The organism is Novosphingobium sp. (genome assembly GCF_027531025.1).
Lineage (GTDB): Bacteria > Pseudomonadota > Alphaproteobacteria > Sphingomonadales > Sphingomonadaceae > Novosphingobium.
On record NZ_JAPZQX010000004.1, the window covers coordinates 263,226 to 277,117 of the forward strand.

General features: G+C 66.0%; 14 protein-coding genes. 10 read left to right on the plus strand and 4 right to left on the minus strand.

What is annotated here, in order from left to right:
• Nucleotides 1-4: 4 nt before the first annotated feature.
• The gene (locus O9281_RS07870; RefSeq protein WP_298184377.1) at nucleotides 5-772 is read right to left on the minus strand and encodes an SDR family oxidoreductase; all 768 of its coding nucleotides are present in this window, start codon (nucleotides 770-772) and stop codon (nucleotides 5-7) included.
• A gap of 182 nt (nucleotides 773-954) precedes the next feature.
• Between O9281_RS07870 and O9281_RS07875 the strand changes: the two genes are divergently transcribed.
• The 8 genes from O9281_RS07875 to O9281_RS07910 are packed head-to-tail and all read left to right on the plus strand — an operon-like array spanning nucleotide 955 to nucleotide 8,158.
• Entirely contained in the window at nucleotides 955-2,169 is a 1,215-nt protein-coding gene (locus O9281_RS07875) for an acyl-CoA dehydrogenase family protein (RefSeq protein WP_298184379.1), read from the plus strand.
• 23 nt (nucleotides 2,170-2,192) lie between these two features.
• Nucleotides 2,193-3,011, plus strand: a complete 819-nt coding sequence (locus O9281_RS07880) for an alpha/beta hydrolase (protein ID WP_298184382.1) — start codon at nucleotides 2,193-2,195, stop codon at nucleotides 3,009-3,011.
• A complete protein-coding gene (locus tag O9281_RS07885) occupies nucleotides 3,004-3,498 on the plus strand; it encodes a flavin reductase family protein (RefSeq protein WP_298184384.1) in 495 nt (164 codons plus the stop codon). Before O9281_RS07880 ends, O9281_RS07885 begins: the two co-directional genes overlap by 8 nt.
• The gene (locus tag O9281_RS07890) at nucleotides 3,495-4,271 is read left to right on the plus strand and encodes a fumarylacetoacetate hydrolase family protein (protein ID WP_298184386.1); all 777 of its coding nucleotides are present in this window, start codon (nucleotides 3,495-3,497) and stop codon (nucleotides 4,269-4,271) included. The genes O9281_RS07885 and O9281_RS07890 overlap by 4 nt, the downstream gene beginning before the upstream one ends.
• A gap of 10 nt (nucleotides 4,272-4,281) precedes the next feature.
• Nucleotides 4,282-5,214, plus strand: a complete 933-nt coding sequence (locus O9281_RS07895; protein WP_298184388.1) for an acetaldehyde dehydrogenase (acetylating) — start codon at nucleotides 4,282-4,284, stop codon at nucleotides 5,212-5,214.
• Nucleotides 5,211-6,248, plus strand: coding sequence for a 4-hydroxy-2-oxovalerate aldolase (gene dmpG / locus O9281_RS07900; RefSeq protein ID WP_298184390.1), 1,038 nt, complete (start codon nucleotides 5,211-5,213; stop codon nucleotides 6,246-6,248). Before O9281_RS07895 ends, dmpG begins: the two co-directional genes overlap by 4 nt.
• 4 nt (nucleotides 6,249-6,252) lie before the next feature.
• Entirely contained in the window at nucleotides 6,253-7,713 is a 1,461-nt protein-coding gene (locus tag O9281_RS07905) for an FAD-dependent oxidoreductase (protein WP_298184392.1), read from the plus strand.
• Entirely contained in the window at nucleotides 7,706-8,158 is a 453-nt protein-coding gene (locus O9281_RS07910; protein ID WP_298184394.1) for a nuclear transport factor 2 family protein, read from the plus strand. Before O9281_RS07905 ends, O9281_RS07910 begins: the two co-directional genes overlap by 8 nt.
• On the opposite strand, the gene O9281_RS07915 is transcribed toward O9281_RS07910, so the two are convergent.
• From O9281_RS07915 to O9281_RS07925, 3 genes are read right to left on the minus strand one after another with little or no spacing between them, the layout of a single operon-like run.
• Nucleotides 8,151-8,891, minus strand: a complete 741-nt coding sequence (locus O9281_RS07915; RefSeq protein ID WP_298184396.1) for an SDR family NAD(P)-dependent oxidoreductase — start codon at nucleotides 8,889-8,891, stop codon at nucleotides 8,151-8,153. The two genes, O9281_RS07910 and O9281_RS07915, sit on opposite strands and share 8 nt — an antisense overlap.
• An 11-nt stretch (nucleotides 8,892-8,902) precedes the next feature.
• A complete protein-coding gene (locus O9281_RS07920) occupies nucleotides 8,903-9,400 on the minus strand; it encodes a nuclear transport factor 2 family protein (protein ID WP_298184398.1) in 498 nt (165 codons plus the stop codon).
• A 5-nt stretch (nucleotides 9,401-9,405) separates the two neighbouring features.
• Nucleotides 9,406-11,721, minus strand: coding sequence for a TonB-dependent receptor (locus O9281_RS07925; protein WP_298184400.1), 2,316 nt, complete (start codon nucleotides 11,719-11,721; stop codon nucleotides 9,406-9,408).
• 151 nt (nucleotides 11,722-11,872) lie between these two features.
• On the opposite strand from O9281_RS07925, the gene O9281_RS07930 reads away from it, so the two are divergent.
• Complete coding sequence (locus O9281_RS07930) at nucleotides 11,873-13,216, plus strand: DUF1254 domain-containing protein (RefSeq protein WP_298184402.1); 1,344 nt, start codon at nucleotides 11,873-11,875, stop codon at nucleotides 13,214-13,216.
• A gap of 37 nt (nucleotides 13,217-13,253) precedes the next feature.
• Entirely contained in the window at nucleotides 13,254-13,892 is a 639-nt protein-coding gene (locus O9281_RS07935; RefSeq protein ID WP_298184403.1) for a nuclear transport factor 2 family protein, read from the plus strand.

Sequence of the window (13,892 nt, forward strand, 5' to 3'; positions counted from 1 at the left end):
GCTGTCAATTTCCTTTCACGAGGTCGAGGAAATAGGGCCGTTCGCCCCCGCCATCGACGTTGATCCTTGCGCCGCTGACCCAGGCGGCCAGTGGCGAGCAGAGCCACAGGACGGCCCCGGCGAGGTCATCGCCCGTGCCCATCCGTTGCAGCGGCATCGAACGGCCGACCGCAGCCTGGGCCTCGGCATCGCCATAGGTCGCTTCGGCGTTTTCGGTCTGCATCAGTCCGGCGATGATTGCGTTGACCCGGATTCCGGCCGGGCCCCATTCCTGCGCCAGGCTCTGGGTCAGGTTCAGCAGCCCGGCCTTGGCCGCGCCATAAACCGCAGTGCCGGGTGAGGGGCGGATGCCCGAAACGCTGGCGATGTTGACGATATTGCCCCCGCCCGCCGCGACCATGTGCGGGTGCGCGGCCTGCGCGAGATAGAGCGGGGCAACCAGATTGAGCTTGAGGATCGCATCGACGAAGCGCGGGCTGGCCGCCTCGATCGCCGTAGCGGGCGATCCGCCGGCATTGTTCACCAGGATATCGATCCGGCCATGGGCGGCGACGATCCCGTCGACCAGCGCGCGCGCCGCATCGGCATCACGGATATCGGCGGGGATGAAGGACACGCCCGCGGGCAGGCTGTCCGGCGCATTGCGGGCGCAGGCCACCACGGTGCAGCCCGCTTCGGCCAGGCGGGCCGAGATCGCCCGGCCCAGCCCGCGCGTGCCGCCGGTGACGAGCGCCACCTTGTCTGCCAGATCGATGTTCAGTGCCTGTGCCAAACCGGCTGTTCTCCCAAACTGCCCACTATCAGTGAATCGCGGGATCAACTGCGTGGTCAAACCGCATTATCGGAAGTCAAACGGCTTTTCAATTGACGATTTGCGTATCAAACGATAGAAAATTTTACGAGGCCCGCTATTCCGCAGGGCTGAGTCGAAGCAAGCAAGAGGAATCCGGGAGAATGGCCACCGCAGCCGTCCAGCCGCAGAGCACGCCCTCCGTGCCGACCAGCGCAGAACTGATCGCCCGCGCGAAGGCGATGATCCCCACCCTGAAGGCCCGGGCGCGCGCCTGCGTGGCCAATCGCGACGTTTCGGTCGAAACCATTGCCGAGATGCAGGAAGCCGGCTTTTTCCGGATCCTCCAGCCCAAGCGCTATGGCGGTTACGAGATGCATCCGAATGTGTTCTTCGAGGTGCAGAAGGCCCTGGCCGAAGGCTGCATGTCGACCGGCTGGATGTACGGCGTGCTGGGCTGCCACCCCTATGAAATGGCGCTGTTCCATGACGAGGCGCAGCAGGAAGTGTGGGGCGACGATCCCTCTATGCTGGTCTCCTCGACCTATCAGCCGGTCGGCAAGGTCACCCATGTCGAGGGTGGTTTCCGCCTCTCGGGCCACTGGGGCTTCTCCACCGGTTCGGTCCACTGCGGCTGGGTGCTGCTGGGCGCGTTCTGTCCGCCCAAGGACGATGGCACCCCGGCCGAAATGCGCACCTTCCTGCTGCCGCGCAGCGATTACACCATCGGCAAGGATGCCTGGCACACCTTCGGCCTGCAGGGCACCGGCAGCCACGACATCATCGTCGACGATGTCTTCGTGCCCGACTACCGCACCCACCGGTCGATCGATGGCTTCCTGTGCCAGAACCCCGGCCAGGACGTGAACACCGGCCCGCTCTATCGCCTGCCCTGGGCGCAGGTCTTTGTTCGCTCGGTCTCGACTGCGGCCTTCGGAGGCGCGCAGGCGGCGATCAATGCCGCCATGCAGATCATGCAGGACCGCGTTTCGACCAATACCGGCAAGGCATCGAAGCAGGACCCGATCCTGCACGCCGCGATCGCCCGCGCGATTGCCGAAAAGGGCGAGATGGAAACCACCCTGCGCCTGACCTTCGAGGACCTGATGGGCTATGCCGAACGCGGCGAGGCCATCCCGATGGAAAAGCGCGCCTTCTATACTTACCAGTCGGCCACGGTGGTGCGGCGCTTGGCCGGGCTGATCGACGATGTGGTCCAGCTGCTGGGCGGCCGGGCGATCTACATGACCAGCGACATCATCCAGCCCTGGCTCGATCTCCATGCGGGCCGCGCCCACGTGGCCAACGATCCCGCCAACCGGACCGGCGATGCGGTTAACGCCATGCTGGGCGAAGCGCCGCTCAATCCGTTCCTGTAACGCGCGATCGAGGGAGAGGGGACATGACCGGGTTGAGGGAAGCGACTTACACGGTTGCGGGCGGCTATCAGATTCACCTGAAGTCGGCCGGGGCCGGCCCGGTGGTGGTCTTCATCCACGGCAGCGGGCCTGGGGCATCGGGGGCTTCGAACTTTCGCCAGAACTGGCCGGAGTTCGTGGCCGCCGGCTACCAGGTGATCCTGCCCGACATGATCGGCTATGGCGCTTCGTCGAAGCCCGAGGGGATCGACTATACCCTGCAGCTGTTCACCGACACGCTCTATGATGCGCTGCGCCAGCACGGGATCGAACGGGCCACGCTGGTCGGCAATTCGCTGGGCGGCGGGGTGGCGATCCAGCTGACGCTCGACCATCCGGAATTCACCGAGCGGCTGATCCTGATGGCACCCGGATGCGTCGAGGAACAGGCCGACTATTTCAAGATGCCGGGGATCACCAAGATGGTATCCAACTTCGGCGGGCCGGATTTCAACCTCGACGAACAGCGCCGCCTGATCGGCAACCTGGTCCACCCCGATTTCGCCCCGAACATTCCCGAGGCGCTGGTGCAGGAACGCTTTGCCGTGGCTCGCACCCAGCCCAAGGACGTGCTGGTGCGGATGCGCACGCCCAACCTTGGCCCGCGGGTGGGCGAGCTCAATGTGCCGATCTTCGTACTGTGGGGGCTGAACGACGAGTTCTGCCCCGAAAGCGGCGCGCGCCACTTCCTCGATCGCTGCGCCGATGCCCGCTGCATGACCTTTACCCGCACCGGCCACTGGGTGCAGGTCGAACGGGCGGAGGAGTTCAACCGCTACAGCCTGGAATTCCTGCGTGGCTGAAGGCTATCCCCTGATCCCGGACGAGCTGCCCGGCCAGTTCCGCGCGGCAATGCGGCGGCTGGCGGCCTCGGTCGCGGTGGTCGCGGCGCGGGGCGAGACCGGGCCGGTCGGCATGGCCGCCACCTCGATCACCTCGCTCACCGTCGATCCGCCCGCCGTGCTGGTCTGCGTCAATCGGTCCACCTTGCTGCACGGCCTGCTGGTGCCGACCGCGCCGCTCTCGGTGAACCTCCTGGCGCGCGACCAGCAGGATGTCTCGGCCGCGTTCGGTGGCGGCGTGCCGCAGGAAGAGCGGTTCCGGATCGGTGACTGGCGCGAAGGCTTCAATGGCCTGCCCGAACTGGCCGGGGCCCAGGCCAACCTCAGCTGCGTGATCGATGCCATGCTGGCCTATGGCACCCATTCGATCGTTATTGCCCGCGTGCTGCGCGCCAGCGTCAGCGATACGGTCGCTCCGCTGATCTACCAGGACGGAGGATATCTGTGAGCCTGCGCGAAGACCTGGCGGCGGAACTTTATGCCGCGTTGCGCGAACGCCGCACCGTGGCCCCGCTGATCGAGCGCCACCCTGATCTGACCATCGACGATGCCTATGCGATCTCGCTCGGCTTCCTGGCCCGCCGCCAGGCCGATGGCGAACGCGTGGTCGGCAAGAAGATCGGCGTGACCAGCAAGGCGGTGCAGGACATGCTCGGCGTCCACCAGCCCGATTTCGGCTTCCTGACCGACTGGATGCAGGTCGGTGCGGAAATCGACATCGATGCCAAGGCGCTGATCGCCCCGCGCGCCGAGGCCGAAATCGCCTTCGTCCTGAAGGACAGCCTCAACGGCCCCGGCGTGACCGCCGCCGACGTGATGGCCGCGACCGCCTACATCGCCCCCTGCTTCGAGATCGTCGACAGCCGGATCCGCGACTGGAAGATCGGCATTGTCGATACCGTGGCCGACAATGCCTCTTGCGGGGTCTTCGTGCTGGGCGCGGCACAGGCCGATCCGCGCGAGCACGATCTGCCCGCGCTCCATGTTACCGTCACCAAGAACGGCGCGCCGCTGTCCGAAGGCTATGGCAGCGCGGTCCAGGGCGATCCGGCCCAGGCCGTGGCCTGGCTGGCCAATACCCTTGGCGCCTATGGCGTCACGCTCGATGCCGGGGACGTGATCCTCTCTGGCAGTCTCGTCCCGCTCGAACCGGCGGTGAAGGGCGATGTGTTCGAAATGACCCTGCACGGTGTCGGCACCTGCACGGCCCGGTTTGTCTAAGGAAACAGCAATGGCACGCGTGAAGGCCGCGATCATCGGTTCGGGCAATATCGGCACCGACCTGATGATGAAGATGATCAAGTATCCCCAGAACATGGAACTGGCGGCGGTCGTGGGGATCGACCCCGCGTCCGAAGGCCTGGCCATGGCCCGCGAACATGGCATCGCCACGACGCACGAAGGGATCGAGGGGCTGAAGCAGCTGCCCTGCTATGCCGAGATCGGCATCGCCTTCGATGCGACCAGCGCCTATGCCCACAAGGCCCATGACGAGGCGCTGCGCGCCGACGGGATCCAGGTGGTTGACCTGACCCCGGCCGCGATCGGGCCGTTCACCGTTCCGCCGGTCAACATGAGCCAGCACCTCGACCAGCCGAACGTCAACATGGTGACCTGCGGCGGACAGGCCACGATCCCGATGGTTGCCGCCGTCGCCCGCGTGACCGACAAGCTGCACTATGCCGAAATCGTCGCCTCGGTCTCCTCGCGCTCGGCTGGCCCCGGCACCCGCGCCAATATCGACGAGTTCACCCGCACCACCGCCCGCGCGATCGAGGTGGTTGGCGGGGCGACCCGCGGCAAGGCGATCATCATCCTCAACCCGGCCGAACCGCCGATGATCATGCGCGACACCGTGTTCACCCTGTCCGAAGGCGGCAGCGAGGACGCGATCCGTCGCTCGGTCGAGGAAATGGTCGCCGAAGTGCAGAAGTATGTCCCCGGCTACCGGCTCAAGCAGGAAGTCCAGTTCGAGCGGTTCGGCGACAACAACAAGCTGAAGATCCCCGGCATGGGCGAATTCACCGGGATCAAGTCGATGATCATGCTCGAGGTCGAAGGGGCGGGCGATTACCTGCCGAGCTATTCCGGCAATCTTGACATCATGACCGCCGCGGCCAAGGCCACTGGCGAACTGCTGGCTGCGCGGAGAATGGCACAATGAGCAAGTTCGATGTGAACGCTGGCGACAAGCTCTATATCCAGGACGTGACCCTGCGCGACGGGATGCACGCCGTCCGCCACATGTACGGGATCGACCATGTCCGCGCGATTGCCCAGGCGATCGAGGCGGCCGGCGTCGATGCGATCGAGGTGGCCCATGGCGATGGCCTGTCCGGCGCCAGCTTCAACTATGGCTTCGGCGCCCATACCGATTGGGAATGGCTGGAAGCCGTGGCCGAAGTGCTCGACAAATGCGTGCTGACCACGCTGATCCTGCCGGGTGTCGGCACGGTCGATGAACTGCGCCGTGCCTATGATATCGGCGTCCGCTCGGTCCGCGTCGCGACGCATTGCACCGAGGCCGACGTATCGAAGCAGCATATTGGCATTGCCCGCGATTTGGGCATGGACGTGTCCGGCTTCCTGATGATGAGCCACATGATCGAGCCCGAGCAGCTGGCCAGCCAGGCCCTGCTGATGGAAAGCTATGGCGCGCACTGCGTCTATGTGACCGACAGCGGCGGCGCGCTCGACATGGACGGAGTGCGCGCCCGGTTCGAAGCCTATGACCGGGTGCTGAAGCCCGAGACCGAGCGCGGGATGCACGCCCACCACAACCTGTCGCTTGGCGTCGCCAACTCGATCGTTGCGGCCCAGTGCGGGGCGGTGCGGATCGATGCCTCGCTCACCGGCATGGGCGCGGGCGCGGGCAATGCCCCGCTCGAAGTCTTCGTGGCCGCGGTGGACCGCAAGGGCTGGAACCACGGCTGCGATGTCAGCCTGCTGATGGATGCGGCCGAAGACCTGGTCCGGCCGCTTCAGGATCGCCCGGTCCGGGTTGATCGCGAAACGCTGAGCCTGGGCTATGCCGGGGTCTATTCCAGCTTCCTGCGCCATGCCGAAAAGGCCAGCGAGACCTATGGGATCGACACGCGCGAGATCCTGCTGGAACTGGGCCGACGCAAGATGGTGGGCGGGCAGGAAGACATGATCGTCGATGTCGCGCTCGACATGCTGAAGGCCAAGGCAGGCTAGAACCATGACGGAAATTTCGCAGCACCGCCCTTATCCCGCCGCCAAGGTGCCGGGCTGGGATTTTGAGACCGACGTGGCCGTGATCGGCTTTGGTGCGACCGGTGCCTGCGCCGCGATCGAGGCGGCGGATGCGGGCGCGCGGGTCATGCTGTTCGAGCGCAATTCGGGCAGTGGCGGGGCTTCGGGCCTGTCCGGCGGAGAGATCTATATCGGCGGGGGCGGCGGCACCGATGCCCAGCGCGCGGCGGGCTTCGAGGATTCGACCGAGGATTTCACCGCCTATCTCAAGCTGGCTGGTGGCCCCTGTGTCGATGAGGCCAAGTGCGAGCTCTATGGCCGCGAGGCGTTGAACCACTATGCCTGGCTGAAGGCGCAGGGCGTGCCCTATCGCGGCAATTACCTGCCCGGCAAGCTGATCGAGCCGACCGATGACAGCACCCTGATCTGGTCGGGCAGTGAGGCGGCGGCGCCGTTCTGCGATCTGGCCAAGCCGGCCCCGCGCGGCCACGTGATCCAGCACATGGGCTGGGGCGGCGGACGTCCGCTGGTCGACGTGCTGGAAGCCAGCGCCCGCGCCAAGGGTGTGGAAGTCGTTACCGATGCCCGCGCCCTGGCGCTGGTGCAGGACGGTGCACGGATCGTCGGCCTGGTGGTGCGGATCGACAACCAGCCGCGCTTCGTGAAGGCGGCAAAGGGCGTGGTTCTGGCCACCGGCGGCTTCGTGTTCAACGCGGACATGCGGCGCAAGCACTGCCCCGATACCTTCAAGCTCAACGATCCGATCGGTGACAAGGACGATGGCCTGGGGATCGAACTGGGCCTGGGTGCGGGCGGCGAGGCGATCCACATGGACCAGTTCTTCACCACCTGCCCGTGGACCATGCCGGAAAGCCACGCCTATGGCGCCTTCGTGAACACCAAGGGGCAGCGGTTCATCAACGAGGACTGCTATCATGGCCGGGTCAGCCGCTGCGCGGTCGACCAGCCGGGCGGCAAGGTCTACCTGCTGCTCGACAATGCGCATTTCGTCCAGCCGATGGACTTTGCCCGGATGCGGATCGCCGGGACCGGCGAGACCTGGGAAGAGGTCGAGGCCGAACTGGAACTGCCGCAGGGCACGCTCGGCGCGACCATGGCGGTCTATAACGAGCACGCGCGGCAGGGCCGCGATCCGCTGTTCGACAAGCGCCCGCCGATCCTCGTGCCGCTGGACCAGGGGCCGTTCATCGCGCTCGAGCTGGACTTCCACGACAGCTATTTCAGCTTCTTCACCCTGGGCGGGCTCAAGACCTCGACCGATGGCGAAGTGCTGGACCGGAGTGGCAGGCCGATCCCCGGCCTGTTCGCGGCCGGGCGCTGCACGTCGGGCCTGCCGGCCTGGGGGCATGGCTATTCATCGGGGATGAGCCTCGCTGACTGCACCTTCTTCGGCCGCCAGGCCGGGCGCAAGGCTGCCGGTGCCTGACCCGATCGCCGAGCGGCTGCGGCTGCTGGAGGACCGCGAGGCGATCCGCGACCTGATTGCCCGCTATGGCCCGCTGGCCGATACCGGCAATGCCGAGGCCGTGGCCGCGCTGTGGAGCGAGGACGGGGTCTATGCCGTGGGCGGCATGGGCGAGGCGCGGGGACGCCCCGCGATTGCCGCGCTCATTTCCGGGCCGGTTCACCAGTCGCTGCTGGCCGATGGCTGCGCCCATGTCCTGACCAGCCCGGCGATCGACCTTGCGGGGGACAGCGCCGTGGCGCGCTGCCACAGCGTTGTGTTCCGTCACGAGGATGGCGAATGGGCGCCGGTGCGCGTGGCAGCCAACCGTTGGGAGCTGCGGCGCGGCGCCGACGGCTGGCAGGTGGTGCGCCGCGACAATGCGCTGCTGGATGGCGGCGCGGCGGCGCAGGCCCTGCTCAGCTGACCAGCTGGCCGCCGTCCACCACCAGCACCGTCCCGGTCGCCTTGCGGGCCTTGTCCGAAGCGAGGAAGGCCACGGCTTCGGCAATGTCCTCCGGATCGCAGCTGCCATCGACCAGCTTGGGCATGCCGCGCATCACCATCGGCCAGTCGATATCACCCTCCGGCGGTGCCTGCTTGGTCATCGGGGTGTTGACGTGGCCAGGGCAGACCGCGTTGATCCGCACGCCCTTGGGCGCATATTCCGCCGCCAGCGCCGTGGTCATGCCGACCACCGCGTGCTTCGAGGCGCAATAGGCGGCGGTATAGATCATGCCGCGCAGGCCCGAGGTCGAAGCAATGTTGACCACGTTGCCTTTGGCCTTGACCAGGTGCGGCAAAGCGGCCTGGCACAGCACGAAGACGCTGGTCGTGTTGATCCGCAGGATCCGCTCGAAATCCTCGACCGCATAGGTCTCGGTCGGCCCCCACTTGAGCAGGCCGGCGACGTTGCACAGCACGTCCAGCCCCCCTTCGGCCGCCGTTGCCACCAGCGCGCGGCACGAGGCGTGATCCTCGGCATTGTAGACCACCGGCGTGGCCGCGGCCCCGATCAGGGCGGCGGTTTCGGCAAGACCTGCTTCGTTGATATCGCCGATGATCACCTGCGCGCCTTCGCGGGCGAACAGCAGCGCGGTGGCCCGGCCGATCCCCGATGCCGCGCCGGTAACCAGCACTCGCTTGCCTGCAAACCGCATTGCCATTCTCCTCAGCCGAAAGTCTCTGGCGCTTGGCCCATCACGGCCACGCCAGGCCGCCCGTCCGCGTCCACGGTATGGATCAGGCAGGACAGCCGCCGCGACCGCGTTTCCGCGATCCACCAGCGCCCGTCCTGCCGGATATAGATGTCATCGTATTCCACGCCCATCTGGGTCAGCGTGCGGCTGGCCAGATTGATGTTGTGGAACAGCAGCGACCATTGGCCGATGGCCCGGTCGGCACCGTCAAAGGCGATCACCCCGTTGGCGCCGTGGTGGATGTCGAAGATCCCCGGCGCGCAGCCCAGCTCGGCATAGACCGCCACGAAAGCCTCGCGATCCGCAAAGGCGGGAAAGCCGTCATAGGCAATGACGGCTCCCTCTGGCAGCAGGCAGTCGCGCACGGCCGCGGGATCCTTGGTATCGCAGGCCCGCAGGTAGCGGGCCTTGAGATCGCGGATCGCGCGGTCATCCTCCAGCCGTTGCAGCCGCTCCTCGAGCGTTGCCATCCCGCTCAGAACTTCATCCCCACGGTCACGCCGAAGGTGCGCGGTTCGGGGAAGTAGCCCAGCAGGATGCCGCCAAAGCCCGGACCGAAATCGATGAAGTTGGTCGGATCGGCTTCCTTGGTCAGGTTTCGGACGAAGGCCGAGATTTCGGCCTTGACCCCACCGATCGGGATATCGGCCACGCTGGCCCGCAGGTTGACGATCGTGCGGCCCTTCGACTCGGTCGTGCCCGCAACCTGGTCAGACCGGGTCGGCATGACCAGCGGATAGGGGAAGGTATAGTACTTCGAGACATAGCTGACATCGCCATAGAAGTTCAGCTTGCCCCAGTCGCCGCTCAGCGCTTCCCAGTCGAAGCCCAGCGACGCGGTGGTCTTGGGCGCGTGCGGGAAGGCGCGGTTGGCGGATACGTCCACTCCGCCATCGATGAAGCGCTTGTACTTGGGGTCGAGGATCGCCAGCGAACCGTTGATGGTCAGGCTGTCGACCGGGCGCAGCACGGTTTCGAACTCCAGACCCTGGATCCGCGCGCCGGCGGCATTGCGGACTACCGAAGCGGCCCCGGTGGTGGCCGTGAAGACCGACAGCTGCATGTCCTTGTGCTCGCTGCGGAAGGCCGCGACGTTGAAGATCACCCGGCCATCGGCCAGCTTGGTCTTCACGCCCACTTCATAGCTGTCGACCTGTTCCGGGCGATAGGGATTGCACAGTTCGGTCGCCCCACTGGGGCAGGCCGCGGTCGGTGCGGTGAAGACGTTGGTTTCGCCATTGAAGCCGCCCGACTTGAAGCCCTGGGCAAAGCGGGCATAGAGATTGATGTTGTCGCTGGCTTCCCAGGCCAGGGTCACGGCCGGCGAGAAGTTGTTGTACTTGGCATCCGGGATCACGCCATAGGGCAGGTTCGCCACCACCAGCGGGGCGAAGATCCCGTTCCCGGCATCGCGATTGACCCGGAAATAGCGGCGCACGTCCTTCTTCTCGTGCGTGTACCGACCGCCCAGCGTAACCTTCAGCGCGTCGGTCAGCTTGTAATCAAGCTGGGCGTAAAGCGCGAAGGCCTCGGTGTTCGAACCATAGTCAGACTGCAGGTCCACCCCGCCGCCGAAATAGGTCTGCGGGTTCAGCGTTTCGGCCTTCTCGTCGAAATAGAACCCGCCCAGCACGTAGTTGAGGCGGCCGTCGGCGAGCTCGCCGGTCAGCTGCAGTTCCTGGCTGAAGGCGTGGTAATCGGTGATGCGCTGGGTAAAGGCCACCGGCAGCGGCGACCCATCCAGATCCAGCCCATCGGCCCAGGCGAGGTCGCGGTAGGCGGTGATCGACTTCAGCGTGGCGGAACCCAGCTCGGCGGTCAGCGTCAGCGCATGGCCATAGGAGCGCGAGCGTTCATAGGCCGGGGCGTCGATGGCCGCGGTCGTGGCGCGGTTCGGGTTGGTATAGAGATTGAGCGGGAAGAAGGCCCCGCCAAAGGGATAACCGGGCGAGGCCGGGTCGAAGATGTCGCGCGGATCGCCATTGCGGTTGACCCGCAGCAGCTGCGAGAACGGCGGATCCTGGCTCGCCTTGCTGTAGTCGAAGGTATAGTCGGCGGTGATGCTGTCCGACAGTTCGGCGCGCAGCTGGACCATGAAGCTGCCGGAATCGATCGAGTCGGTGCGGTCCTTGCCGGTGGGCGAATTGGGCACGAGGTCGACCAAGCCGTCGCGCTTGCGGTACTGGCCCGAGACCTTGACCGAAAACGGCCCGAACTGCGGCAGATCGAGCACGCCGCGGACCCGACGATCGTTGAAGCTGCCATAGGTCAGCTCGATCGACCCGCCGGCTTCGCCACTGGGCTTGCGGGTAATCAGGTTGACCGCACCAGCCAGGGCATTGCGGCCATAAAGCGTACCCTGCGGGCCGCGCAGCAGTTCGACCCGCTCGAGATCGGCGACATCGAAGATCGATCCCTGCGCCTTCGCAATATAGACCCCGTCGAGATAGAGGCCGACCGCCGGTTCCCAGGTGATCGCGGGGTTGATCGTCACCGAGCCGCGGATCGAGATCTGCGAGATGGTCTTGGATGCGGGCGCGCGCTCGATCTTAACGTTCGGAGCAACGGTTCCCAGCTTGTCGATTGAATCGATCCCCCGGCTTTCAAGGAACTGGCTGCCAAGCGCCGAGATCGCGATTGGCACGTCTTGAACATTTTCCGAGCGCTTTTGCGCTGTGACGACAATGTCGCCGATCCCGTCATCCTGGGCCTGTGCGGTTTCCTGCGCAAACACGGGGGTGGTGACTAAGGTCGTCAGGGCGACCAGCGAAACGGTGCTCAACAGGCGCATATCGATCCCTCCCTTGACGCAGCCTCGTCATCGTTGGCGACAAGCTTCTGCGTAGCTTAACATTCATCTTGTTACGCGATTAGAGATTGTGAGGCAATCAGAAAGGCGATATCGTAGTTCAAATAATGCAAATCTACGCGTTTGGAGGGATATGCTGACGATTGCGCTGGCCCTGGCGGCTGCCGGGCTTCCCGATGAGGAGCAATGCCGCGCCCTGTCGCAGGACCCGGAGGCGGCGCTGGCCTATGCGGTCGGCCTGCAAGGCTTCATCTATGGCTATCCCTTGGTCGACCTGCTGAAGCAGCAGCACAACGAGACGCACCGGGTCAGTCCGGAGCAACCGGTCGCCGCGCCGGTCAACGAAATCGCGATCTATCCGCATTTACTGACCCCCGAAACGCAGGGGCAATTGCGCGCGGCCAATGCCGACACGCTCTATCTCAATGCCTGGCTCGACCTGTCGCGCGGGCCGGTGCTGCTTGACGTGCCCGCCTTTGGCGCGCGCTATTACACGCTGGCCTTCATGGACCTTTACGGCAAGCCGCATCACCTGGGCACACGCACCAATGGCGGCGCGGCGCGGCGCTATGCGCTGGTCGGCCCGAGCGGTGGCGCGGTGCCCGAAGGTTACGAGGCCGTTCGCCTGCCCACCGATACGGCCTGGATGCTGGGCCGGGTGCTGGTGACCAGCGCGGCCGACCTGCCCGCCGCGCGGCAGGCTGCGGCGGCGATCCGGATGGCGGGCGCGCCGGGCCAGCCGGTAACCGCAGCCGAACCGCTCAGGCCCTTCGACAGCCTGCGCTACTTCCAGATGTTGAACGCGGCGCTCAAGGCCGTGCCGGCCCGGCCCGGCGAAACGGCGCTGATGGCCATGTTCGACCAGGCGGGCTTTGGCCCCGCGCAGCAGTTCGATCCAGACCGGCTCAAGCCCGGCGAAGCGCTGGGGCTGGGCTGCGCGGTGCGGCTGGGGCCAAGGGTGCTGGCCCAGCGCGGCTTCCGCCCGGCGCGGGTCCAGAACGGCTGGATGTGGTCGGGGGCTATGGCCGATCCGGGCAACGACTTCCTGTTGCGGGCCGAAGTGGCGCGCGGCGGCTATGTCAACGCGCCGGAGGAATCGATCTATCCGGCTGCCATCACCGACAATCGCGGCGAACCGCTGCGCGGTGACCGGCTCTACCGCATTCGCTTCGCCAAGGGGGAGCTGCCGCCGGTTGACGCCTTCTGGTCGCTGACTGCCTATGACCGGGCGACCTCGCAGCTGGTGGCGAACCAGCTGGGGCGCTACAACATCGGCGATCGCACCCCCGGCCTGCGGCGCGACAAGGATGGCGCGCTCTCGCTCTACCTGTCGGCGCAGCGGCCCCGGGCTGGCAGCGCCAACTGGCTGCCCGTGCCGTCGGGTTCCTTCTATCTGGTGATGCGGCTTTACCTGCCGCGCCGGGAGGCGCTGGATGGCCGCTACAGCCTGCCGCCGATCGAACGGATCGAACCGTGACCTTTCCTTTCCGCACCATTCTGCAAAGAGTATGCCCATGACCACGCTTGAAGCCCGGATCGACCGCCTGGAATCGCTCGATGCGATCCGCCAGCTGCCCGCCAAATATGCCCTGGCGCTCGACATGCGCGATATGGACGCGATGGTTTCGCTGTTTCCGGCCGATGTCCGCGTGGGCAAGGATGCCAGCGGCCGCCAGGCGCTGCGGGCCTATATGGACCGCACGCTGCGCTCGCCTTTTACCGGCACCTCGCACCACATCGGCGGGCACGTGATCGAGTTTGACGATCCGGATCATGCCCACGGCGTGGTCTATTCGAAGAACGAGCACGAGACCCCGGTCGAGGGCGGGGCGGACGAATGGGTCATCATGCAGATGATGTATGTCGACGACTATGTCCGCCAGGACGGCCGCTGGTATTTTGCCCGGCGCTTGCCGCTCTACTGGTATGCGACCGACCTCAACAAGCCGCCGGTGGGCGACAACAAGATGCGCTGGCCGGGCACCGAATGGGTGGAGGGCACCTTCCACAAGCTGTTCCCCAGCTATGCCGAGTTCTGGGCGCGCGAGGGGGATCATGGCGGCCCGGTGCAGGAGCCGGCGCCGCTTGAGAAGTTCCTCGAGACCATGCGCCGCGGGGCCGCCGCGCCGAAGGTGAAGGTGCGGGCCGACTAG

Coding starts and splice junctions, on each gene's coding strand:
- O9281_RS07905 (WP_298184392.1), top strand. CDS start 6,253: ATGACGGAAATTTCGCAGCACCGCCCTTATCCCGCCGCCAAGGTGCCG.
- O9281_RS07930 (WP_298184402.1), top strand. CDS start 11,873: ATGCTGACGATTGCGCTGGCCCTGGCGGCTGCCGGGCTTCCCGATGAG.
- O9281_RS07920 (WP_298184398.1), bottom strand. CDS start 9,400: ATGGCAACGCTCGAGGAGCGGCTGCAACGGCTGGAGGATGACCGCGCG.
- O9281_RS07880 (WP_298184382.1), top strand. CDS start 2,193: ATGACCGGGTTGAGGGAAGCGACTTACACGGTTGCGGGCGGCTATCAG.
- O9281_RS07895 (WP_298184388.1), top strand. CDS start 4,282: ATGGCACGCGTGAAGGCCGCGATCATCGGTTCGGGCAATATCGGCACC.
- O9281_RS07875 (WP_298184379.1), top strand. CDS start 955: ATGGCCACCGCAGCCGTCCAGCCGCAGAGCACGCCCTCCGTGCCGACC.
- O9281_RS07935 (WP_298184403.1), top strand. CDS start 13,254: ATGACCACGCTTGAAGCCCGGATCGACCGCCTGGAATCGCTCGATGCG.
- O9281_RS07925 (WP_298184400.1), bottom strand. CDS start 11,721: ATGCGCCTGTTGAGCACCGTTTCGCTGGTCGCCCTGACGACCTTAGTC.
- O9281_RS07915 (WP_298184396.1), bottom strand. CDS start 8,891: ATGCGGTTTGCAGGCAAGCGAGTGCTGGTTACCGGCGCGGCATCGGGG.
- dmpG (WP_298184390.1), top strand. CDS start 5,211: ATGAGCAAGTTCGATGTGAACGCTGGCGACAAGCTCTATATCCAGGAC.